Origin of the sequence: Patulibacter defluvii (assembly GCF_034096925.1) — a bacterium.
GTDB lineage: Bacteria > Actinomycetota > Thermoleophilia > Solirubrobacterales > Solirubrobacteraceae > Patulibacter > Patulibacter defluvii.
Genome location: NZ_JAWZSQ010000025.1, coordinates 33583 through 56529, shown reverse-complemented (window position 1 = coordinate 56529; position 22947 = coordinate 33583). Strand labels below are relative to the sequence as shown.

Genomic DNA, 22947 nt, shown 5'->3' with positions numbered 1-22947 from the left:
TGCGTCCATCCCATGGGCGATCACTTGGACGCCCCCTTCGAGCCGACGCGGGCCTTGGCCTTCTTGAAGGTCACGGAGACCGTGGCGCTCCGCGCGGCAGCGCCGATCGGCGCGAAACGGATGCGGACCTTGACGCGCACGCTCCCCCGCTTCCGCTGCGTGGCCAACCCCTTGCTGCTGAGACGAAGCCGCAGGCCGTAAGTGCCGGCCTTCGCCACCGTACGCTTCGTCGTCCTGAGACCGCTACCGGACGCAGAGATGTAGCCCGCACCCGTCACCCGGGCACTGACCCGAGCGTTCGTGCCCCGGACGCTGGCCGACTTGCGTGCCCTGACACCGTGCCGCACCGGTGGGACGACCTCGGGCGTGACGTTGCCGGGGCCGAAGGCGACCGACCCGATCGACGGCAGGACCGGCGAACCGGACAGCGGGCCCTGACACGCATCGGCGGCACACGGCTCGGTGGGTCGCGACGTGGGGTAGCCCCCGCCGACTCGCGCGTCATACAGGTCGTCGACGTTGTCCTTGTCGTCCTCGACCAGCGCATCCGCGGTCGTGAAGTACGCATCGCGGCCGTCGGGCGACGTGCCGACGAAATGGTCGTCGCCACTGCTCGCGCCACGAGAGATCATCGAGACCGAGTTGGTCGAGCGATCGAGAGCGAAGACCTTGATGTGCTGCGAGGCCGCGCCCGGCGTGAGGTTGTTCGCCGTCTCGAAGAACACCAGACGGCCGTCCGCCGTCATCGCCTGGACGCCCGACGGGAAGTAGCTGATGTTGGCCTTCGGGAACTGGGCGTCGTACTTCGGCCGGGCGCCTGCCCTGCACGAGATGCAGGCCAGCGAGTCCCCACTCGCTTCGTAGAGGTACATCTGCGCGTGCGGCGCGGACGTGTCCGGATCGCGATTGTCGTCCGAAGTCAGGCGGGCCCGCGACTGGAAGACCAGCGTCTCGCCGTCGCTGGTGGCCATGACCTGGCGATTGGCCGGCGTGACCATCTGCATATCCGACTCGTCCAGCTTGGCGACGAACGTCGTCCCGGAGCCAGACAGTCGGTAGAGGTTGACCGCCCCGGCCGTGCCGCCCGATACGAGCACGCCCCGCGCGATCACGTAGATCACCGAGAGGTCCTCCGAGACCCCGACGACCTGCTCGACGCGCGCACCGCTCGGATCCGCGACCGTCAAGTCCGTCAGCGTGTCGGACGACGCGTCGTAGCGGTACAGATCGCCGCCTTCGTTGCCGAGGGGCGCCGGCGGCGTCGCGTCGTCCGTCAGCCGCTCCCGGCTGATGAAGACCGCGCTGGCTCCGTCGGCAGTCGCGGCCTGGAACTGCGGTGCGACACGTGCGTCGGGCGTGGCTCGCCGCGATCGCGAGACCAACACGGTCTGCTTCGTCGACGCGCCCACGCCGCTACGAAGGTAGAGCTGATTCGGCTCGCCAGCCGACGGCGAGGCCTGGAAGTAGACGCGCGCGCCCGAGCTCGACACCGCGTTCTCGGCCAGGCCCTGCGGCGTGTTCCCGATCGGACGGTCCGCCTGGATCGCGCCGCTCGGCGCGACCGTCTCACCCGGAAGGATCCCGACGTTCTCGAGGCCGGCGGCCGACCGCGCATAGATGTTGCCAGCTGGCGCCTGGGAAGCCGCCGGAGCGCCCGGCGTTAGACTCGCGTTGGCCTGGAAGATCACCGTCGACAGATCCGCCGACGAGCCGGTGGCGACGGCTTGGAAGGCGGTGCGTTCCGCGGGCGGGATGTCCGACTCGGCCGCCGAGACCAACTCGAACTGGCCATTGGGCCCCCGGCGGTAGAGATTCGCGTTCTGGTAGAAGTACGGCGAGTACGGGCCGTTCAGTGAGTAGTCGGGCGCGCCGCCGGCGAGCGAGAACGGAGAACTCACGATCTGCGTCGCCAGGTCCGCGCTCCATCGGACCGGCGCCGACGGTGTCAGCGGGGGCGGCGGAGCAGGGGACGGAACGCCCTTCGCTTCGGTCGCCCAGGCAGCCGGGCCCCGACGCCCGACGTACGGCGAGTTGTACGCGCCCGACGGCTGGCCCGCGAAGGCGCCGAACGAGGTGTAGGCCACCAGGCCATCAGCGCCTGGCTGGCCGACACGCTCGATGCCGAAGCCGCCCTTGTCGTCCGGCGAGACCTTCTCGTATGCGCGACCGCCGGGCAAACCCGCGGATGAATTCGGGGCGGGCGCCTCGCTGGCAGCGCTCGCACCGGCAGGGATGGCGCTCAGCGCCAAGAGGCCCAGCAATGCCGTGCCAGTCCCGCGAAGAACGTTCCGACTAGTCAACTCTGCTCCAAGCTCGTGCGTGACACGCAATGCGAGGCGCGCATCAATGGCGACGTCCCGCATCACAACCATCAGACAAGACCACCGCGCAACGCCGCGACGTTGCGCGCGGCGTCCTGCGCTGCGATATGAACTAGCGGACCGAGCATGGCTCCAGCCCGCCTCCCTCTCTCTTGACACGCGATCGTACCTGACTGTCAGGGGCCGTGCAAATGAGGTCGTGCTTGCGCACAGATCGTCGCCGACGACATCGAGGGACACGGCGAACCGCAGGCGCGCCGCCGCCGGGCAGAGACGCGGCGACCACCGGTCCGACGAGCGACTTCGGGCGGCCCCAACGATGAACGACAGTGTTCCAGGCACGAGGGCGAGCCGGCGGCGGTGGCGCTGAGCGCTCCTGCCGCGAACATGAGCGCCGAGATCGCCCTCTGGACCTACGCTGGTCTGCCCTTCACTGGGGAAGCCGCATGAGAGACCGCTAGCCCCGACGCTCGCCGGCCGTTCCGGTCAGCGTTGAGCGAACGCTCAGTACTCCGTGATCGTGCCGCTCAGATGGAGGGGGCCCGTCGTCGAACCAGCGGCCACGCTGCCGTCGGCGACGAGCAACGCCGTCGTGGTCGCGGGGCAGGCCCCGGCGTGCGAAACGTTGACCGCGCCCTTGACCCGCAACGTGTCCGCCGGGCTCCCCAATACGGGCGCGCCGCCGCCAGTCAGCTTCGCCGGAAGCGTGGAAGCGTTGACGGTGATCGTGCAGGTTCCGACGGTGAACTTGACGCTGCCAGCCCCCACGCTGATACTCACATCGTAGTCCGAAGCGAGGAGCGACCAGAGCCACGTACCGGACGACGTCACGGTCACCGAACGGGGCAGGCCGCCGACCGTCGTCGTACAGTTGGCGAACGACGGCGACGGTCCGCTCAACGTGGCCGGCAGGCTAGTGATGCCCGTCGACGCCCCGCTGAGCGTCGCTGTGTTGTTGTTGCACTTGACGACGATGTTGCCGTCGATGAACACCGTCGGGCCACCAGTCGCCGTGGCGCTCAGCGTGGAGCTGGACGCGACGTAGAACGATGCGGCCGACGCCTGCGCCGTCGACACGCCGAGCGCCCCCGCCGCAACCATGAGTGCCGCCGTTCCCTTGGACTTCCTCATGCTGGTCTGCCTTTCCAATGCTTGTCAGGGCTGCTTCGAGCGACGCCAGGCGCCAGCTCCGAACTCGGGGCGATCCGCGACGCTCAGTACTCGGTGATGGTGCCGCTCAGCGCGTAGGTGCCCGCGACCGAGCCCGCCGCAGTGCTTCCGTCGGCGACGAACAACGCCGTCGTGGTCGCGGGGCAGGCCCCTGCGTGCGAAACGTTGACCGCACCCTTGACCCGCAGCGTGTTCGCCGGGCTCCCCAATACGGGCGCGCCGCCGCCGGTCAGCTTCGCCGGAAGCGTGGATGCGTTGACGGTGATCGTGCAGGTTCCGACGGTGAACTTGACGCTGCCAGCGCTCACGCTGGCACTCACGTCGTAGTCCGAAATCAAGAGCGACCAGAGCCACGTACCGGACGTCGTCGCGGTCATCGAACGGGGCAGGCCGCCGACCGTCGCGGTACAGCCACTGAACGACGGCGGCGGTGCGCTGACCGTGGCCGGCAGGAAGGTGAGCGAGGTGGACGACGGGAGCGGCACCACGGAACCGGTGCACTTGATGACGATGTTGCCATCAAGGAACAGCGCCGGGCCTCCAGTCACCGTGCCGGTGATCGATCCGGACGCGATGTAGGACGATGCCGCCAACGCTGGCGCCGCCGAGACACCGAACGCGCCCGCCGCAATCGTGAGCGCTGCCAGTCCCTTGGACTTCTTCATGCCAGTCTGCCTCTCTAGGTGCGGATCAGGATCTGCCTTCGAGCGAAACGCTCAGTTCTCCGTGATCGCCCCAGTCAGCTGGTAGCGACCCGTCGTCGAGCCAGCCACAGAGCTGCCGTCGGCCACGATCGACGCCGTTGTACTCGTCGGGCATGGCCCAGCGGTCGAGACGTTCGCGCTGCCGTTGAGCGTCAGGTAGCTCGCCGGCGAACCGAGAGCCGGGACGACATTGGCCGCGTCGCGGCCCTCAATCGCCACCGTGGAGGCGTTCACCGTGATCACGCACGTGCCGACGGTGATCGTCGCGCCACTATTGATCGGGTTGATGGTCCCCTGGTAGTTGGTGGTGCCGAGCGTGGCGCTCCAACTACCTGCAGTCGAGACTGTTGTCGGCCGCGGCAAGCCAGCGACCACACCCGTGCATCCACCGAACCATGGCGCCGGAGCGCTGAAGGTCGCCGGCAACGACGCCGAGGTCGTCGACATGCCAGCGATCGCCATCATGCTAGACGTGCACTTGACGGTGATGTTGCCGTGGATGATCACCACTGGACCGCCGGTCAGCGTGCCGTAGAGGGTCGTCGACGCTGGCGACACACTGTAGGTCGACGCCGCCGATGCCTGCGCCGTGGCGACGCTCAGCGCGCCCGCCGCCAACGCGAGCGCCAGGAAGCCCTTGGACTTCTTCATATTGCTCCGCCTCTCTAGGGCCTGGCAGGAGCCGCGTCAGACGAACCAAAGGTCGACTGGGCCCTCTGCAGGACATACATCGCGTGCCGCAGGCCGTCGCAGTAGCGGCGGCCGAGGCCCGACCCCGCCGCGATCGCGTCGATCGCGGCGAGACCAGGTCGGACGAGCGAGCGAGACGCTCAGTTCTCGGTGATGGTGCCGCTCAAGGCATAGCGGCCCGTGACCGAGCCGGCAACCGTGCTGCCGTCAGCGACGTAGGTGGCCGTCGTGTTCGTCGGGCAGCCAGCACCGTTCGAGACGTTGACGATGCCGTTGACCGTCAGGTAGCTGGCCGGCGAACCAAGAGCCGGAACGGCGTTGCTAGCGTCACGACCCTCAGCATCGACGGCGGACGAGTTCACCGTGATCACGCAGGTGCCGACGGTGATCGTGGCGCCGCTGTTGATCGGGTTGATGGTGCCCTTGTAGTTGGTGGTGCTCAGCGTACCGCTCCAGGTGCCGGTAGTCGACACCGTGACCGAACGCGGGAGACCACCAACGGTCGCCGTGCAGCCACTGAACACCGGCGCCGGCGCGCTGAACGTCGCCGGCAGGGCGGCGGTCGTCGTCGACAGCCCGCTGACCGTCGCCGTGCTACCGGTGCACTTGACGACGATGTTGCCGTCGATGAACACTGCGGGGCCGCCGCCCAGCGTACCGGTGATCGACGAGCTGGAAGCGACGTAGGTCGATGCGGCCGACGCCTGAGCTGCCGACGCGCCGAGCGCGCCCGCCGCGATCATGAGCGCTGCGATTCCCTTGGACTTCATGGTGTTACCGCCTCCTTGGGGCGATGGACGGGGAACCTGCGGGCCCGTTTCGCGAGAAGCGAGTCGAGCCCGCAGGGGACTGCCTAGTGGTGAAGTGACGACTCGCGAGCGGTCAGTTCCCGGCGACCACGTCGCTCGCGGCCTTGAGGAAGATGTTCGCCGTCACCGACGTCGCGTTCTTGCCGGCAGCCGAGGGCAGGCCGACCTTGAGGTTGACCAGCGGGTTGATGAAGTACCCGCCGAACCAGCCACAGTTGTTTGCTTCGCCGACGGCGAAGGCGTTGTCGACCGTGACATTGCCCTGAACCTCCGTCACGTACGGGTCCGGGAACTGGATATCGCCCGGGTGGCCCGTCATCGGCGTCGCCGGCGGCGGCGGGTTCGTCGTACCGGTGATCGTGTCCAGAATGATCGGGTTCGACTCCGAGCCGATCTGACAGTTCGGGCCGACGAAGGCGTTGTCGAGTTCGATCTTGATCGGCAGCTTCAGGCTGTACGTGTCGAAGTTCAGGACCGGGGTCCCAACGAGCTTCGCGGTGGCGTAGACGTCGTTCGCGCCGAAGATTGAGGCATCGAGGCCGAGCAGACCGCCCGGGATCTTGATCGGCTTCGCCGTCAACGCGCTACCACTCGTCGGCGGCACCACCGTGACGTTGTAGTTCGCGTCCTGCGAAAGCCCCGCCTCGATCTTGATCGAGTCTCCGAGGTCGACCGTCGTGTTGTTCATCCGCAGGTAGCCTCCGGTGCTCTGGATCACCATGCACGACAGCACGTCCGGATTGCCCGTCGGACAGCGCGCAAACGACGGCGGCGGATCGCCACCCGCCATCGCGGTCGAGGCGGAGGCTGCGAGCCCCAGCAGCGCCGCCGCGCCGATTGCCGTGGCCCGAGCACCGAGCCGGTTGACTGGCATCGTCACAACTCTCCTGCGTTGTCGTCTGAATGGCGGGGCCGGGCTCGCCTGACGCGAGCCCGGCCTCGAGAGCGTCGGACACGGAAGCGCTGGTCAGTGACTTGCTGCCAGCACTTCGGGCGCGTCCGGGAACACTCAGTTCTCGGTGACGGTCCCGCTCAGGGCGTAGGTGCCCGTGACGGACCCGGCGACGGTGCTGCCGTCAGCGACGTAGGTCGCCGTGGTGTTGGTCGGGCAGCCAGCGCCGTTCGAGACGTTGACAACGCCGTTCACAGTCAACGTGTTCGCCGCGCTGCCCAGCGTCGGAGCGCCGCCACCGGTCAGCTTCGCCGCAACCGACGACGCGTTCACGGTGATAACGCAGGTACCGACGGTGATCGTCGCACCACTGTTGATGGGGTTGATGACCGCGTCGTAGCTCGAGGTGAGCAGCGAGCCGCCCCAGGTGCCGGTCGTCGAGACCGTGACCGAACGAGGCAGACCGCCAACGGTCGCCGTGCAGCCGGTGAACGCCGGCGCCGGAGCGCTGAACGACTTCGCCAGCGCAGTGGGCGAGGTATCCAGGCCGGACACCGTCGCGGTGCTACCCGTGCACTTGACGATGATGTTGCCGTCGATGAACACTGCCGGGCCGCCGCCCAGCGTGCCGGAGATCGACGTGGCGGACGCGAAATAGGTCGATGCGGCCGACGCCTGAGCTGCCGACGCGCCGAGCGCGCCCGCCGCGATCATGAGCGCTGCGATTCCCTTGGACTTCTTCATGGTGCTACCGCCTCCTTGGGGCGATGGATGGGGAACCTGCGGGCCCGTTTCGCGAGAAGCGAGTAGAGCCCGCAGGGGACTACTTGGTGGGGTGACCGCAGATCGCGGTCAGTTCCCCGCGACCACGTCGCTCGCGGCCTTGAGGAAGATGTTCGCCGTCACCGAGGTTGCGTTCTTGCCCGCGGCCGAGGGCAGGCCGACCTTGAGGTTGACCAGCGGGTTGATGAAGAACCCACCGAACCAGCCACAGTTGTTCGCCGAGCCGACGGCGAAGGTGTTGTCGACCGTGATGTTGTTCTGGACTTCGGTCACGTACGGATCCGGGAACTGGATATCGCCCGGGTGGCCCGTCATCGGCGTCGCCGGCGGCGGCGGGTTCGTCGTACCGGTGATCGTGTCCAGAATGATCGGGTTCGATGCCGAGCCGATCTGACAGTTGGGCCCGATGAAGGGGTTGTCGAGTTCGATCTTGATCGGCAGCTTCAGGCTGTACGTGTCGAAGTTCAGCACCGGCGTCCCGACCAGCTTCGCCGTGGCGTAAACGTCGTTCGCGCCGAAGATCGAGGCATCGAGACCCAACAGGCCGCCCGGGATCTTGATCGGCTTCGCCGTCAACGCGCTGCCACTCGTCGGCGGCACCACCGTCACGTTGTAGTTCTCATCCTGCGAGAGCCCGGCCTCGATCTTGATCGAGTCTCCGAGGTTCACGGTGGTGTTGTTCATCCGCAGGTAGCCGCCCGTGCTCTGGATCACCATGCACGACAGCACGTCCGGATTGCCCGTCGGACAGCGCGCAAACGACGGCGGCGGGTCGCCACCGGCCATCGCGGACGGCGCGGCGCTCGCGACACCAACCAAGACTGTGACTCCGACCGCGGCGGCTCGACCGCGAATACGCTGGAACGGCATTGGATACGATCTCCTCTCTTGGACCATTGGGAGATCGCTTTCAAGCGCTCTCCTCTGAGACGAGAACGTACCTGAGTCTGTATGGATACGCAAGTGCGTTTTTAACCGGCGTTTGCCGGCGCGTGCAACGCCGAGGGGGGCGCTAGCGCCCCCCTCGAAAAGCCCTTCAGGAAGCGGGGCCTTCGCCCTCACTTTCGCTACCGCCCCCGCTTCACCCGCACCGCGTACTTCGACGGCTGGGTGAGGACCTTCGGGTTGTCGATCTCGCCCAGTCGGCTGATCAGGCGCGCCCACTGGCCGGGCTTCAGGATCCGGGCCAGCTGGCGGCCGAGCTTCGGGTCGTCGGTCGCCTGGGGACGGAAGCCGACGTGGATGTGGTCGTCGTGATCCGGCAGCGACATCGTGTTGTCGGTCCCGGAGAAGGTCATCAGGCTGATGATCTGGTGCGGCTTCATCGCGCCCTGCAGCTGCAGCAGCAGGCGGATCGTCGACTCGGTGATCGTGCCCGGACCCTGGGTCTTGGGCGTGATCGTGATGCCGTTCAAGGCCGCGATGTCGACCGCGCTGCCCGACGAATGCTCGGAGACGTTGCCCGACGCGGTCAGGTAGCCGTGGCCCGAACGCAGCGAGGTGATCGTCAGCTTCAGGCCGTTCGCCGTCAGGTACTCCAGGGTCGCCAGCACGCGCCGGTCGATCGCGCCGGCCTCGATGTCGGCCCGGCCCTGGGGGTAGATGCTCAGGTTCCGGTCCGCCAGCACGCGCTGCTGGAGCTGCGCCTTGCTCATCAGCAGCACCTGGCCCGCCCCCGCCGTGCCGAACAAGGACCGGCCCTTGGCCCGGTAGACGGCCGTCGACTCGAGCAGCTTCCAGCCGTCGAGGATCGGCTTCGGGTCGATCCGCGGCGCCTCGCGACCCGCCGGCCGGATCTCGAAGGTCATCCGCCCCGCCTGATCGGGCGGACCGTCGACCTCGCCATCGTCCGTGCCGGAGCCGACGCGTCCGAGGCTGGTCCCGGCGAGCACCCGCGCGCCACGCTTGAGGGGCCGGTAGCTGAGCTGCTCGGGCTTCAGCCCGTGGAGCGCCGCCAGGTCGGGACGATCGCCGATCGCCGGCAGCTGGCCGTCGCCCGTGGTCAGGCTGTCGGTCGGGGGCGCGTACGGCCCCGGCGTGACCGTGGCCACCTCGGCGCCGGGAGCCGGCTTCTCCGACTCGACCGGCGTCTGGTCCGGCGTCCGGCTCTGCTGCCCGCCCGACGTGTCGCCGATCGGCTCCGGGACGCCCGGAACCGGCAGCAGCGGGGGCAGGCTGCTGGTCGGGGGCGGCACCGGGCTCCCCCGCCGCCGGGACCGTCGCGGCTTCGAGTCCGGCGCGGTCCGCTCGCGGGCCGCATCCGCGTCCGCCGCCACGGTCGCCGACTCATCGATCGCCATCGCCGCCCGCACGCGCGTACCGGCGGGCCGCTTCGCCGGCGCGCTCCGCTCGGCGCCCGGGGTGGGACCGTCGACCGGCAGCGCCCCGGGGTTCGCCTCGGCGCGCTGCCGACGGCCCGGGTTGGCGAGCACGCGCAGCTTCGGCCGCGGGCTCGAATCGACGACGCCGATCGTGCCGTCCGCCGCCGGCTCGGGGTTCGCCGGATCCTCGGCCACCGGGGTGCGCGGCCTCGTCTTCGGCTTCGGGGCGGCGAGGCCGGCCTTGGCCAGCGGCAAACCCCTGAGCGGCCCGTGCGGCGGCAGCGGTGCGGCGGCCGGTCGCGATGCGTCGACCGCGGTCGTCGCCACCTCCGCGTCAGCGGCAGGCGAAGGCGACGGCCTCGAGCTCAGCGGCTCCTTGCGGTCTTCCTCCCCCGCCCCGGACGCCGCGCCGCGCTTCACCGTGCCCGCGGTCGCGGGTCGGGTCGGTTTCGGATCGGCTGGCGGCTGATCGGGCTCGGCGCCGCGGTCGGCGTCGGCCTCCGGATCCTTGGGCGCCGGGTAGTAGGCCTCGACCGACTTCAGGTGCGCGTAGGTGTAGACGTTGCCGTAGACGTCGCGCAGCTGGACGTACTTGCCCAGGCGCGGGCTCTCGCCGACCCGGGTGACCTCACCGTCCTGGACCGCGACGGCCGCCGCCCCGGGAGCGGTGCGGATCTCGATCGAGCGACGCTGGCTCGACTCGACCGGCCGGGCGGCGTTGTTGCCCTTGGCGGTCTTCTGGGAGGCCTCGATCGCGTCGTCGCCGTCGTAGGTCGCCGCACGGTCGACGGGGAACATCCCCTGGGTCAGACCGGCGAGCGAGGACACCAGATCGGCGGGCAAGCCGGCGATCAGCCGCGCCCGCAGCAGCACCGAGCGGACGTACCAATCGGCGTGGTTGTAGGCGAAGATCGCCTTGCGGATGTCCTGATCCGCCCCCGCGGCGCGCAGGTAGCGGGCGGCGGAGAAGATCGCGTCGACCGGGTTGTAGGGATCGGCCTTGCCGTCGCCGTTCGCGTCGGTGCCGTACGTGTCCCAGGTCGCGGGCATGAACTGCATCCAGCCCAGCGCGCCCGCGGTCGAGATGCTCAGGTTGCGGCCGTAGTCGGTCTCGATCTCGTTGATCGCGGCCAGGATCTCCCAGCGGATCCCGTACTGGATGCCCGCCGCCTGGTAGATCGGCAACAGGAACGGCGGGATCCGGAAGCGGTCGAGGAAGAGGTTCGGAACCGCCGTCGGCGCGTCGGGCAGCGGATCGCCGGCGTCGGCCGACGCATCGCCCGGCGTCGTCCCGTCCGGCGTGGTTCCGCCCGACTCTCGGTCGGCGTCGCGGTCTCCGGCGCGCCGCTGCTCGTCCCGGCGACGCTTCTCCTCGCGACGCTGCTCGCGCTCGCGCGCAGCGGCCTCCCGCGCCTTCTTGACCGACTTGCGGGCGTCCTCGCGCTTCTGCCCACCGCCATCGACGGCCAGCGGGTCGGAGCGACCCGGCCGGCGACCCGGCTTGGGCGTGGCGGGCGGCGGGGTCGGCGTGGTCTCGGTCGGCGTCTCAGGAGACGGGGTGGTCTCCGTCGGCGTCGTCGCCTCGGTCGAGGCGGGCGCGGTCGTCGTCGACGCGGCCGGCAGCGGCGTGGTGTCCGCGCCCTCGGCCGCGGCAGCCGCGGGCGTGACCAGGGCCACGCCCGCAACCACGGCCAACAGGCCGCCGCGCGCATGCCCGGAACGCGAGGCGTGGGCCGGGCGATGCTGGGCGGCCAGGTCGGTCGGGTCGGGGCTCATCGCGTTCCCTTCAGCTGCACCGGCGGGTCGGCCGTCAGGTGCGGGTAGGCGGTGCCGTAGCCGGGCTGCGGCCCCTGCGGCTTGCACCCGGGCCGCAGCACCTCGCCACCGGTCAGGTTCCGGAAGACGTAGGCGCCAACCAGGTCCTCGAGGCCCTCCGGGATGCTGGCGGTCGGCGCCGGCGGATCGGGGTTGGCGCAGCTGGCGGTCGAGAACGACGTCAGCCCCTGCGCCAGCAGTCCCATGCCGCCGGGACTGACGTAGGCGTTGCGGCGCGACTGGCCCAGCGGCCGCTGCTGGAAGGCCAGCCCCTCGGGGCTCAGGGTCTGCGATGCGCGCAGGTAGTTGACGGGCGCCCCACCGCCCACGGACCGCTGGCGGGCCTGGCTGGCCGCGGCCAGGTTGCCCGCGAACCCGGTGATCTCGCGACGGTACTGCCCGAGGTAGCGCACCATCGGATCGAGCTGGCGCAGGAAGGGCTGGAAGTCCTCGAGCAGCGGCGGCAGGTCGCCGAGCAGCCGCCGGAGCGCGGGCACGCCCCGTTCCGATGCCGTGACCAGCGGCCCCAGTCGCTCCATGAAGCCGCGGAGCGGACCGCTGAGCCGCTGCAGGGCGTCGAAGGTCGGGCCCAGCTCGTCGGCGGCCGGCAGCAGGCGCTGGACGATCGGCCGACCCTCGCGGGCCAGCCGCGTGAACGCCGGCAGGGTCGCCGCCGTCTCCCGCTCGAAGCGCGGCAGCCGCTGGAAGATCGCGGCCAGGTCACGGTTGCGCGCCCCCAGCAGCGAGAACGTGCGCTCGCTCGCCCGAACCAGTCCCCGCAGATCGCCGTCGCGAGCGCTGATCGCGCCGAAGACCTTGCCGGTGCCGGAGACGGACTGCCGGACGGCGTCCTGCTGGGCGTCGAGCAGCGCGCTCAACCGGCCCATCTCGTCGACGAACTCCGGCAGCTCGGCGAGGGTGGCGCTGAAGTCGGCGGCGCGGCCGCGGACGGCCTGCGCCTGCGACTGCATCCAGACCCGGAACGCCGCGCGCGTCTTCGGATCGAAGGTCTTCAGGATCTCGTCGAGCTCGACCGTCGACTCGACCCGCGAGCTCTGGAGCGCCCCGCCCTCGGGCAGCGTCCCGCCGGGGTCGTTGCGACTCGGCGCGAGCTCCAGGTAGGTCTCGCCGAGCAGCGTCTTGGCCCGCAGCATGGCGCGGGTGTTGCGTGGGATCGGGGCGAACCGTCCCTGCAGCTCGATCGTCGCCCGGGTCCGGTTCTGGACGCCGGGTTCGATCTTGACCACCTTGCCGACGTTGACGCCGGAGATCCGCACGTCGGCGGTGGTCGCCAACTGGGTCGCCTCCGGGAGCAGGACGGAGAAGCGGTAGCCCTCGGGCTTGAGCGGGACCGGCCCTCCGAACGAGACCCAGAGGAAGAGCAGACAGCCGAAGCTCGACAGCGCGAAGACGATCATCGCCAGGATCTGCGGGATGGTGGGACGCTTCTTGATCATCCCTTGTTGTCATCCTTGTCCGGCGTTCCGCGACAGGTCTGGTCGTAGGTCGGCACCGTCAGCAGCCGAAGGAGCGTGCCGAGCGTCGGGTTGTTCTTCACCACCACGTCGGCGAGGCTCAGCGCGCCACAGGGCAGGTAGACCATCGACCGCCGGAGCGCACCGACGCCGTCCTGGCTGCCGAGGGCCGAGTTCGTGTTGTGGTTCGCCCAGGGCAGGTAGTAGAGGTAGCCCTTCTGCTCGCCGGGCGGATCGAAGGCCAGCGTGTCGGTCAGCGCGTTGAAGACGCGCAGGACCCGGTCGAGGTCCGGCGCCGCGGCGGCCAGGTCGCGCGCCGCGGGGGCGAGCGCCCGAACGGTCGGCTGGGCCGTGCGCGAGAACGGCCGCAGCTGCTCGCGGAGGACCGGCGTCGTCTGGCGCAGGAACGGGCGCAGATCCCGCATCGCCGTCGGGAGCGCGCGGGCGCCGGGCAGCAGACGCGGCGACGCGGTCTGCAGCGTGCGGGCGAACCGCTTGGCCTTGCCCAGCGCCTCGTCGCTGGCGCGGAGGGCGGCCGGGAAGCGGTCGAGCGCCTCGCCGAGGTTGCGGTTCTGGTTCGCGAACCGCCGGAAGACGTCGGCGCTCGACCGCACGAACCGCGCGAGCTGCTGGTCGCGGTTGCCGAGCTCGTCGGCGATCAAGCCCAGGTTGTGGACCAGACGCCGCAGCTGCCCGCTGCGCCGGGCGACGAGCCGCGTCGCCTCGGCGGAGTGGTAGGAGAGCGGGGTGAAGCGCCGCAGGTCGCGCGCCAGCGCCCGACCACCCGAACCGCCGAGCGCGACCCCGGCTTCGCTGAGCAGGTTCGCCAGCTCGGCGCGGGTGTCGCTGTCGAGGCTGGCCAGCACCTCGTCGAGGTTCACGTCAGGCGCGGTCAACGCGCTGCTGACCGTCGCGCCGTCCTTCAGCGGCGCCCCCGCGGCGGGCGTCCCCGGATCGACCTCGACGACCATGTCCTTGAGGCCGGTCTTCGGCCGCAGCAGGAAGCTCGCGTCCGGGTAGATCTTCGCGTGCTTCGGGCCCATCCGCAGGCGCACCACGGCGACGCCACGGTCGAGCCGAACGCCGGCGACGTCCCCGACCCGGATCCCCGAGATCGTGACCGCCTGCCCCTGGCCCGGCGCGACGCCGTTGGCGGTCTCGAACCGGGCGTCGAGGTAGAAGTGCTCCTTGCCGACGAAGGGGAACCAGCTCGGCGGCACGAAGTTCTGGTGGCCGAAGATGTAGCCGCCGACGGCGACGCCGAGGATCATCAGCAGGACGAGCTTCACCGCCTGCGTCCCGTGGAAGCGGATCGCGCGCTTCACGGCGCCAGCTCCTCGGGCGGCAGCGGGTTCAGGTTCGGGCGCGACGGCACCGGGCTGTTCGGACGCGAGCCGTCGGCAGGCCCGGTGGCGCTGCGCAGGTCGGGGACGCCGGCGCGGTAGCACGGGACGTCGCGTCGCAGCGGCGGCGTCCTGCCGCCGGGGTAGACCGGCCGCGTGCCGGCCGAGCGGATCGGCGAGACGCTGCGCGAAGCCTTGCCTTCGGCGATCGTGGTGCCGCTGCGGATGACCGGGCCACCGCCGATCGTGGGCAGCCGCAGGAGCGTGCCGTTGCCGTCGAAGCTCTGGGCCTCGGAGGCCTGGCCGACCATCGCGTACCACAGCTCCTTGTAGTTCTCGGAGCCGGTGGAGAGGTCGCCGTCCGGGACCGGGAGCTTGGCCGTGGGCACGAGCGTGTCGCTGGCGCAGCGCGCCAGCAGGTCGGTGTTGCGGACCAGGTTGCGGCTCTGGTGCGTGAACGCGGCGAGGTTGCCGATCGCCGGCGCCAGGTCGCGCGCCAGCCCGCCGAACTCGGCGTTCCCCAGCAGCGGGTAGGCCTGGGTCAGCCACGGACGGGCGGCGACGATCGTCGCCGGCAGTTCGTCGAGGCCGGACGCGAGCGCTCGCGCCAGCTGCCGGCTCGGCGGGAGCGCCCGTCGCAGGTCGGCGAACGCGACCCGTCCGGTGGCCGCGACGGCGGCCAGCTCGCGGACGGTCGCCCGCAGCCCAGCGGCGTGGAGCGCGGTCGCGCCGACGGTCGTGTCGAAGTCGCGGACGAGCGACGTCAGCGCGCCCTCGTCGCGAGCGAGTCCGCCGGCGGCCCGTCCGAACCCGCGCAGGACCCGGGCCAGGTCGCCGTGCTCGGTGCCGCGAAGCGCGTCGGTCACGATCGCCCCGTCCCGCAGCGCCGGCACGCTCGAACGGAGCGTCTCGTTCATCGCCTGGCCACCGGTCAGGCCACGCACCACCGGGGCCTGGGTCGCGTCCTCGGCGGCCGTCGGCTTGGACCCGAGCGCGTCGCCGAAGCCCTGCAGCGTCTGCTGGAGCCCCGTGCGGACGTTGCCGCGCAGCGGGCTCAGGACCTGGTCGAGCTGGACCGGGGTCGCCGTCTGCGCGACGGGGATCGTCCCACCGCTGGGCAGCTCCGCCGTCCCGGGGGTGCCAGGGCGCAGGTCGACGTAGAAGTTGCCCTCGAGGAAGAGCTTCGGCCGGATCTTGAGCTCGGCGTCGCGGCGGATGGGCCGACCCTCGTCGTCGATCCGCATCGTGATCTGCGCGAGGTTGGTCTGCCGGTAGCGGCCGACGGCCATCACCTTGCCGACGTTGACGCCGGCGATCCGGACCTGGCTGCCCGGCACGATCAGGTTCGAGGTCGGGACGACCGCCTTCACCTCGTAGTGGGACTGGAAGGGGATCGCCTTGCTGAAGATGAAGTAGACGACGATCAGCGCCAGGGCGATCGTGAAGATCCCCGCCTTGACGTTGCCGAAGCGCTCGATCCAGACGCCCTGGGTGGTCTGCGCCATCAGCGGCCGCCCTTCGCCGACGCGGCCTTCCAGCGGCCGGTCGTGGTCGTCGCCACGCCCTGGAGGCCGGGGACGTTGCCGATCAGCGGGGCCCCGGTCCGGTAGACCTTGCTCTCGCTGCCGGCCTCGCACTCGCGGGGCTGGCCCGGTGCGGCGGTGTTCGGGTAGGGGTTGCTGTGCAGGTAGCTGTCCTTCGCCGCCCCGCGTCGATCCGGGTCGGCGGCCGAGGAGGGAACGGCGGAGGGTCCGACCTCGCTGGCCGGCACCTGACTCGGCGCGACCGCCGAGACCCGCAGCATCGCGCCAACGGCGTCACCCTCGGAGATCACGTTGGCGAGGTTGCGCAGCAGCACCCCGCCGTAGTTGCAGACCGTCTGGGCCGGCGCCAGGAACGAGCTGAGCGGACGCACGGTGACGGCGGTGTTGGTCAGCGCCTGCAGCCCGGTGTGAACGCGCTGGTCGTCGTTGAACCGCTCGAGATCGCCGAGCGTGCCGATCAGGCGCCGGTTGAGTGCCGGTGCCCGACGCAGCGCGGGCGTTCCCGCTGCGAACGCCGCCGCCGCATCCGGCGCGGCGGCCGAGAGCGAGGCGAACGCCGGTCGCAGCCGCCGGAGGAGCGCGGTCGAGCTGCGCATGAAGGCCGCCTGCTTCGGCAGCTCCTCGGTGCCGGCCTTGAGCGCGCGCGGGCCGTAGCTGATCGACGCCATCAGGTCGGTCCGGACGCTGCTGAGCGCGGCGAACGTCTGCCGCAGCGCGGTGAACAGCCGGGCCTGCTCGCGGGCGACCGGCGCGACCTCGGCGGCGGCGCGGGCGAGGGCCGGGAACAGCACCGCGAAGCCCGTCTCCGGTCGGACGAGGTTGCGCGCCGCCGGCTCGAGGTGCGTGACGAGCGGCAGCAGGCCCACGATCGCCCGGTTCAGGGCCGCGCCGCGGCCGGCCAACCCCGCCCCGAACTCGACCAGGTTCTCCTGCGACGCCCGCCGGGTCGGCGGATCGAAGGTGTTGAAGAAATCGTCGAAGTCGACGGGCGCCGGCGCCGCGCGATCGAGCGCGATCCGGCCGTTCTGCGGCACCATCCGCGACGAGCGGCCGGCGGTCACGTCGACGTAGCGCAGACCGAGCGGCGACTTCGGGCGGATCGCGATCCGCGAGTCGACCGGCAGCTTCCCCGACGAGCGGTCGAGCTTGAGGTGCAGGCGGGCCCCGGTCCGTCCGTCCGGTCCGACGATCGGGGTGATCGAGCCGAGCTGACCGATCCGGGCGCCGCCCTTGCGGACGTCGTTCCCCGCGACCAGGCCAGCGGCGTCCGGCACGTCGACCGCGACGTCGTAGGTGCGGACGAACGGCAGCCCGCTGTTCGCGTTGTAGGCGAGGACGAAGGCGACGAGGGTGATGAGGATCCCCGCCGCGCCGACCAGGACCGGATTGGCGACCAGGGCGGAACGGCCCCGCAGCGGCGGACGCTCGCTCATCGCTTGGCCTCCTTCGGTGCCTCGCCGAGCAGGGCCTCGAGCGCTCGCTTCACGCGCGCGGGATCATCTCCGGCGAGCGGTCGCTCGCGATCGTCCTTGTGCTGGCGCTCGGTCGACGGGGCCTCGTCGCCGCCGGCCGGGTGATCCTCGGCGTCGCGCGATCGGCCAGCGGCCTTCTTCTCCGCCGCGACCGAGGCCGAGGTCGGCAGGACCGGCGGCGGCGGGCTGCTGCGCAGCTGGCGTGCGTAGGCCCGCGCCTCGGCCTCGGGGTCCGACGACGCGCCGGTGCCGAGCTGACCGCCGAGCCAGGAGCGGCACGTGCCGTCGGACGTGCTCGAGCTTGCGAGCCGATCGAGGCAGCCGTTGACCAGGAGGCTCGCCCGCGTGTAGTGGCCGGTCCCGTCGAAGCCGTTGAGCGCGCCCGTGTAGAAGTAGATGAGCTGCATCAGCGACTCGATGCCGCCGGCTCGCTCGAGGCTGCCGAAGAGCGCGCTCAGCTCGCGCATCGCGGGCCGCAGCGGCGTGCCCAGCGCGGCGAAGCGGTCGACCAGCGGCCGGATCCGCGGCAGGGTGACGCGGCCGCGATCGGCCAGGCGGCCGAGCGAGACGAAGGCCGGGGTCGCGGCCCGCGCGAACGGACCGAGCAGTGAGATCGACCGGTTGATCTGGGGCGCGTTCCGCGACAGGCTGGCGATCGCCGGATCGGCCTGGTCGATGAGGGCCGAGATCCGCTTCGCGCCCGGCTCCAGCTGGCGCAGGAACGCCGGCAGCCGCTCGATGTCCCGCTCCAGGTCGTCGCCGCGCTCGGCGGTCGCCTCCGCGACGTCGCCCATCCGGTCGAACGACGAGCCGAGGTCGGCCCGTCGCTCGGCGAGCGGTCGCAGCACCGCGTCGGAGTCCGAGACCAACCGATCGATCGTGCGGTTCTGGCGAGCCAGGATGGTGACCAGCTGGTCGGCCTGCTGAAGGGCGGGGTTGGCCCGGATGATCGCCTTGCGCAGCGTCTCGCCGTTGCCCGCGACGCCGGCCCCGAACTCGGCCACGATCAGCCGCAGCCGCTCGCGCTGGGGCAGCTGGTTGATGTTGCCGATCAGGTCGATGCCGACGGCGCTGGTGGTCCGCTCGACGGGCAGCAGGTGCTGTCCCGCGCCGTCGCCGCGCTCGATCCGCGCCAGGCTCGGCGCCAGCGGACGCCCTTCCGCCCGCGGCTGCGTCGGCTTGCAGTCGACGAACTGCTCGCCGATCAGCGACTGGAGCCCGATCGCGCAGGTCGCGTCGGACCGGAAGGGGATGAAGGCCGGATCGTCGATCCGCAGCACGGCGACCGCGCGGTTCTGAGGACTGAGCTCGAGCTTCTCGATCGTGCCGGCGATCACGCCGGCGACCTTCACGTCCTCGCCCGTGACCAGGAAGCTGCCGTTGTCGAACTCGACCCGCACGCGGTACGCGCCGTCGTCGCCGTCGTCGCCGCTGAGCAGGGCCACGACGACGCCGAGCAGCACCAGCGCGAGCAGCGTGAGCAGCAGCGGCACGAGCCCGCGGCGGTTCGCCTCCTTGGCGGTGGGGAAGCTGCCGTCGCTCATCCGCCGCCCCCGATCCGCTGGGCCGGCGCGCAGTCCGGGTTGGCGAGCGGCCCGTCGTCGACGAACGGCGCCGAGCCGTCGGGCGTCGCCGCGGCGGTCCCGGGACAGCGGCGGAGGTTGCCGTTGGTCACCGCATCGCTGCGCCCGCGCTCGTCGAGCGGCTTCGGCTCCAGGCGGGGCCCGTCCGGACCGTCGACGACGCGGTAGGCGTCGAACAGCGGCAGCGACCGCAGGTAGTGGCCGCGCGCGTCGTAGGTCGCCGCCGCCGAACCGTAGCCCCGCAGCCAGGCCACGAGATCGGGGATGTACGGCCGGATGAAGGAGAAGATCGGCGTGCTGTCCTTCAGCGCCCGGCTCGAGCGGGGGAAGGCGGCGCTCGCCTGCGCCGCGAGCGGCGGCAGGTCGCGAAGCGCGTCGAGCCCGTCGTTGCCGACGCCGGGGCGATCGACCAGCTGACGGAGGCGGGTGACGACCGGCACCGCGCGCTCGGTCGTTCCGCGGAGCTGACGCAGGAACGGCGCCAGGTCGCCGCTCGACCGGTCGGCGGCGCGCAGCAGGCCGCGGAGGTCGGGGATCGACGCCCGCAGCTCGGCCAGCCCCTCGCTGCCCTCCTGCAGCGCCGTCGGCAGGTCTCGGAGGACCCCGCTGAGGCCGGCCGTCTCGGTCGAGAGCGCCTCCATGGTCCGGCGCGCGCCGCCGACCAGGCTCGTCAGCCGCTCCGGCTCGCGCGCCAGCGCGCTCGTGGCCCGCCCGCTCTGGACCAGGAACTGCTGGAACTCGGCGCTCTGCCCGGTGATCTCCTGGCTCAGGCGACGCAGCCCGCCGAGCGCGGCGGGCAACGCCTGCGCCGAGGCGTTCGCCTGCTTCTCGCGACCGGCGTACCAGCTCGCGAACCCGCCGACCATCCGCTGGAGGCCCTTGCGGGTGCGGCCGTCGAGCGCGTTCAGGAGCGCATCGACGTCGACGGTCGAGGTCGTTCGATCGACGGGGATCACCGCGTCGTCGGCCAACGGCTTGCGGTAGGAGGGCGCCGGCGACACGTCGACGTAGCGGCCGGCGACGCTGCCGAGACCGCTGATCCGGATCGTCGCCGTCGACCCGTCGCGCAGCGGACCGTAGGCCGAGTCGACCGAGATCCGGACCTCGGCCAGGTCGTTGCGGGTCAGCGAGATCGACTGGACCGTCCCGACCTGCACGCCGCCGATCCGCACCGCGCCGCCCTTCACGATCTGGCTGGCGTTGTCGAAGACCAGGCGGTACTCGCGGGAGTCGCTTCCGCCGAGCGTGATCGCCAGGACGATGCCGACGACCAACGCCAACGCGAATGGCGCAACGCGGCGCGCACGCCGGCCGTTGGGGGACGTCATCGACAGGGGGTCTCTCTCCTCTCGGAGTGCCGAACGACTCGGCACTCCGATCGCCGTGAATATACACATGGCCATTCGATCGGCGTTCATTGGGTTTTGGTTGCGTCGGATACCAGGCACCGCCCTGGCGCCCGAAACGCTCCGAATCACGGGCGCCGCGGCTCATACGTTGGTCCAGAGGAGATGACAGCTCGGGCCGAACGGCGTACGCGAACGCCCGCGTCGCTATCGGGCGCCGCTCGAATACGAACCTGCGCATAGAGATCGACGAACGTGTACGGTGCGGAAATCGAGGGTCCGGCCCTGAAGAGTCCTGCGCCGACCCCAATTCCAACGAGGAGAGAGTCCATGCCCCATCGCAAGCTCGCGGCGTCGGCCGCCGCCCTGCTCGGCCTGGCCGTCATCGCCGGCCCCGCGGCCGCCCAGACCAGCTCGGGCACGACCATCGAGGTCACCAAGGTCCAGGTGTCGCCGAACAAGGCCGGCACGAAGAAGAAGCCGCGCGCGGTGAAGAAGCTGACGGTCGGCGCCCGGGTCAACGTGGCCGAGGGCCAGAAGCGACCCGTCATCAACCGGATCAAGGTGCTCTTCCCGAAGGGCTCGGTCTGGAACGGCGCCAAGTACCCGAAGTGCAGCCTGTCGCAGCTCAGCTCCTCGGCGGACTTCCCGACCTCGAAGTGCGGCAAGGCCGTCTTCGGCAAGGGCAAGGCGAACGCCCTGGCCGACACCGATCCGACCGTCGCCAGCATCCGCGTGGTCAACGGCGGTGCGAAGAACATCTACTTCTACACCTCGCTCGACAACCCGGCCGTCGTCCGTGCTCCCGCCCCCGGCAAGCTGACCAAGAAGTCGGGCAAGTGGGCCTACGAGCTCGACGTCACGATCCCGGATGAGCTCCAGATCGTCGGCGGCGTGCCGATCGCGGTGACCGACCTGGCGGTGACCGCCGGCAAGGGCAGCATCCTGGCGACCTCGTCCTGCCCGAAGGACAAGAAGTGGCCGTTCGAGGTGACCGCCTACCTCGAGGACCAGGACACCGGCGCTCCGCTGGGGACGACGAAGACCTCGGACACCACCCCCTGCAAGTAGCCCCCGCGCTGCTCGCACCGCTCTCGGCCTGACCCCCCGGGAGCAACCGCCGGCGCGCCCCGACCCAGGCGCGCCGGCCACCGATCGACGGGCCCCTCCGCTGCGGCGAAGGGGCCCGTCGTCGTTCTACCCCTTCCCGACCACCAAACGCCCCAGCGCCCCACGGAGCCCGTCGGGGATCGGCACCGGTCGGCGGCTCTCGCGGTCGACGAAGACGTGGGTGAAGGAGCCCTCGGCGACCAGCGCGCCGGCCTCGTCGAAGAGCCCCAACTCGTAGGTGGCGCTGGTGCGGCCGAGGCGGCCGACCCGCACGCCACAGCGGACGTCCCCCGGGAAGCTGACCGAGGCGAGGAAGCGGCACTGCGACTGGGCGCAGACGCCGATCGTCGGGCCGCCGGCGATGTCGAGGTCGCCTTCGCGGATCAGGTAGGTGTTGATCGCGCTGTCGAAGTACGAGTAGTACTCGACGTTGTTGACGTGGCCGTAGACGTCGTTGTCCTTCCAGCGGGTGCTGATCGTCCGCAGGTAAGGGAAGTCGGCAGGGGTCGGGGTCGGGGCGTCGGCCATCGACGATTCCTAGCAGCCCGACCTGCCCGATCAGGACTTGCACGACGGCTGATCGATGGTCCAGCGACCGATGTAGCCGTCGGGCCTGCCCGCGCCGTGCCCGTAGTAGCTCGTCGGGTCTCCGTTCGACTCGTGACCGTAGGCGACGACGCGAAACCACTGGCCGTACGCCATCTCGTACATGAAGCCGCTCGACCAGGAGACCACCGAATCGGGGTTGTCGAAGACGTAGGGGTACGCGTACTCGACGCGGCACTGCTGCCCGGGACTGGCGGCGTCAGCGCCGGCCACAGCACCCAGGGCGATCACCAGGCCGGCGGCCGAACCGACGAGTCGCCGAGCGCAACGACGATCCCTCCGCAGCCTCTCGGCAATAGAAACGTTCATGATCCTATTGTAGTCCGGGTCTCCGGCGAGCCCGGATCCTCCCTCCCCCGCTCCCTCAGGCCGGCGGGCCCGCGGCGGTGGTCCACTGCTTCTTGTGGACCTTCTTCATCGCCTGGTAGTCGGCGAGCGCCTGCGACGAGTCGACGTCGCCGAGCGTCGGGTGCCAGGGGATCAGCGGCTCGGCCGCCGCGACCCCGAACCGCTTCGCCAGCACCGAGCCGAGCGCCTTGACCTTCATCACCCCGAAGCCGGGCAGGGCCGCGAGGTTGGCCCGCAGCTCGTCCGCGTCGGCGGCGTCGGTCCAGACCCGCGCCGCGTCGCCGTCGTAGCGATCGCGGACGTGGGCGGCCATCGCCTGGACCCGCTCGGCCATCGAGCCCGGGAAGCGGTGGATCGCCGGCTTCTCGCGGAAGATCGCCTCGAGGTCGGCGTCGGCGATCGCGGCGGCGTCGAGCGACCCCAGCCGCTCGCGCAACACGAACGGGCCCATGAACGCCTTCTGGACCGTCACCTGCTGGTCGAGGACGAAGCCCACCAGCAGGGCCATCGGATCGCTGGCGATCAGGGCGTTCGCCTCGTCCGAATCCGTGAAGTACAGGCGATCGGGACCGGGCACGCTCCGATCGTAGCGGCGTCACCGCCCGGCGACCGATG

General features: G+C 70.9%; 19 protein-coding genes. 1 reads left to right on the top strand and 18 read right to left on the bottom strand.

Translation table 11 applies throughout. From position 1 onward, the window contains the following. Positions 1 to 20: 20 nt before the first annotated feature. The 15 genes from SH587_RS20840 to SH587_RS20770 form a co-directional block, all read right to left on the bottom strand. Positions 21 to 2363, bottom strand: coding sequence for a hypothetical protein (locus tag SH587_RS20840; protein WP_320672578.1), 2343 nt, complete (start codon positions 2361 to 2363; stop codon positions 21 to 23). Between the two features lie 462 nt (positions 2364 to 2825). Beyond that, positions 2826 to 3452, bottom strand: coding sequence for a hypothetical protein (locus tag SH587_RS20835; protein WP_320672577.1), 627 nt, complete (start codon positions 3450 to 3452; stop codon positions 2826 to 2828). An 83-nt stretch (positions 3453 to 3535) separates the two neighbouring features. Further along, positions 3536 to 4156, bottom strand: coding sequence for a hypothetical protein (locus tag SH587_RS20830; RefSeq protein WP_320672576.1), 621 nt, complete (start codon positions 4154 to 4156; stop codon positions 3536 to 3538). Positions 4157 to 4207: 51 nt separating this feature from the next. After that, positions 4208 to 4846 carry a hypothetical protein gene (locus tag SH587_RS20825; protein WP_320672575.1) on the bottom strand — a complete coding sequence of 213 codons (639 nt, stop codon included), beginning with the start codon at positions 4844 to 4846 and terminating at the stop codon, positions 4208 to 4210. A 179-nt stretch (positions 4847 to 5025) separates the two neighbouring features. Beyond that, positions 5026 to 5655, bottom strand: a complete 630-nt coding sequence (locus SH587_RS20820; RefSeq protein ID WP_320672574.1) for a hypothetical protein — start codon at positions 5653 to 5655, stop codon at positions 5026 to 5028. Between the two features lie 112 nt (positions 5656 to 5767). After that, positions 5768 to 6568, bottom strand: coding sequence for a hypothetical protein (locus SH587_RS20815; RefSeq protein WP_320672573.1), 801 nt, complete (start codon positions 6566 to 6568; stop codon positions 5768 to 5770). Positions 6569 to 6703: 135 nt separating this feature from the next. Beyond that, entirely contained in the window at positions 6704 to 7330 is a 627-nt protein-coding gene (locus SH587_RS20810; protein WP_320672572.1) for a hypothetical protein, read from the bottom strand. 108 nt (positions 7331 to 7438) lie between these two features. Further along, the gene (locus tag SH587_RS20805; RefSeq protein ID WP_320672571.1) at positions 7439 to 8239 is read right to left on the bottom strand and encodes a hypothetical protein; all 801 of its coding nucleotides are present in this window, start codon (positions 8237 to 8239) and stop codon (positions 7439 to 7441) included. 197 nt (positions 8240 to 8436) lie between these two features. Continuing rightward, positions 8437 to 11466, bottom strand: a complete 3030-nt coding sequence (locus tag SH587_RS20800) for a lytic murein transglycosylase (protein WP_320672570.1) — start codon at positions 11464 to 11466, stop codon at positions 8437 to 8439. Then, positions 11463 to 12962, bottom strand: a complete 1500-nt coding sequence (locus SH587_RS20795; protein ID WP_320672569.1) for an MlaD family protein — start codon at positions 12960 to 12962, stop codon at positions 11463 to 11465. Before SH587_RS20795 ends, SH587_RS20800 begins: the two co-directional genes overlap by 4 nt. Further along, positions 12959 to 14305, bottom strand: a complete 1347-nt coding sequence (locus SH587_RS20790; protein ID WP_320672568.1) for an MlaD family protein — start codon at positions 14303 to 14305, stop codon at positions 12959 to 12961. The genes SH587_RS20795 and SH587_RS20790 overlap by 4 nt, the downstream gene beginning before the upstream one ends. Beyond that, positions 14302 to 15828, bottom strand: coding sequence for an MlaD family protein (locus SH587_RS20785; protein WP_320672567.1), 1527 nt, complete (start codon positions 15826 to 15828; stop codon positions 14302 to 14304). The genes SH587_RS20790 and SH587_RS20785 overlap by 4 nt, the downstream gene beginning before the upstream one ends. Then, entirely contained in the window at positions 15828 to 17300 is a 1473-nt protein-coding gene (locus SH587_RS20780; protein ID WP_320672566.1) for an MlaD family protein, read from the bottom strand. Before SH587_RS20780 ends, SH587_RS20785 begins: the two co-directional genes overlap by 1 nt. After that, positions 17297 to 18883, bottom strand: coding sequence for an MlaD family protein (locus SH587_RS20775; protein WP_320672565.1), 1587 nt, complete (start codon positions 18881 to 18883; stop codon positions 17297 to 17299). The genes SH587_RS20780 and SH587_RS20775 overlap by 4 nt, the downstream gene beginning before the upstream one ends. Next, the gene (locus SH587_RS20770; RefSeq protein WP_320672564.1) at positions 18880 to 20196 is read right to left on the bottom strand and encodes an MlaD family protein; all 1317 of its coding nucleotides are present in this window, start codon (positions 20194 to 20196) and stop codon (positions 18880 to 18882) included. The genes SH587_RS20775 and SH587_RS20770 overlap by 4 nt, the downstream gene beginning before the upstream one ends. A gap of 402 nt (positions 20197 to 20598) precedes the next feature. On the opposite strand from SH587_RS20770, the gene SH587_RS20765 reads away from it, so the two are divergent. Continuing rightward, positions 20599 to 21339, top strand: coding sequence for a hypothetical protein (locus SH587_RS20765; protein WP_320672563.1), 741 nt, complete (start codon positions 20599 to 20601; stop codon positions 21337 to 21339). A gap of 126 nt (positions 21340 to 21465) precedes the next feature. Here SH587_RS20765 and SH587_RS20760 read toward each other — a convergent pair whose 3' ends face one another. The 3 genes from SH587_RS20760 to SH587_RS20750 are packed head-to-tail and all read right to left on the bottom strand — an operon-like array spanning position 21466 to position 22909. Next, the gene (locus SH587_RS20760; protein WP_320672562.1) at positions 21466 to 21906 is read right to left on the bottom strand and encodes an acyl-CoA thioesterase; all 441 of its coding nucleotides are present in this window, start codon (positions 21904 to 21906) and stop codon (positions 21466 to 21468) included. A 30-nt stretch (positions 21907 to 21936) separates the two neighbouring features. Beyond that, positions 21937 to 22293, bottom strand: a complete 357-nt coding sequence (locus SH587_RS20755; protein ID WP_320672561.1) for a hypothetical protein — start codon at positions 22291 to 22293, stop codon at positions 21937 to 21939. A 55-nt stretch (positions 22294 to 22348) separates the two neighbouring features. Then, on the bottom strand, positions 22349 to 22909 hold the full coding sequence (locus tag SH587_RS20750; RefSeq protein ID WP_320672560.1) for an HhH-GPD-type base excision DNA repair protein: 561 nt from the start codon (positions 22907 to 22909) through the stop codon (positions 22349 to 22351). Positions 22910 to 22947: the final 38 nt, after the last annotated feature.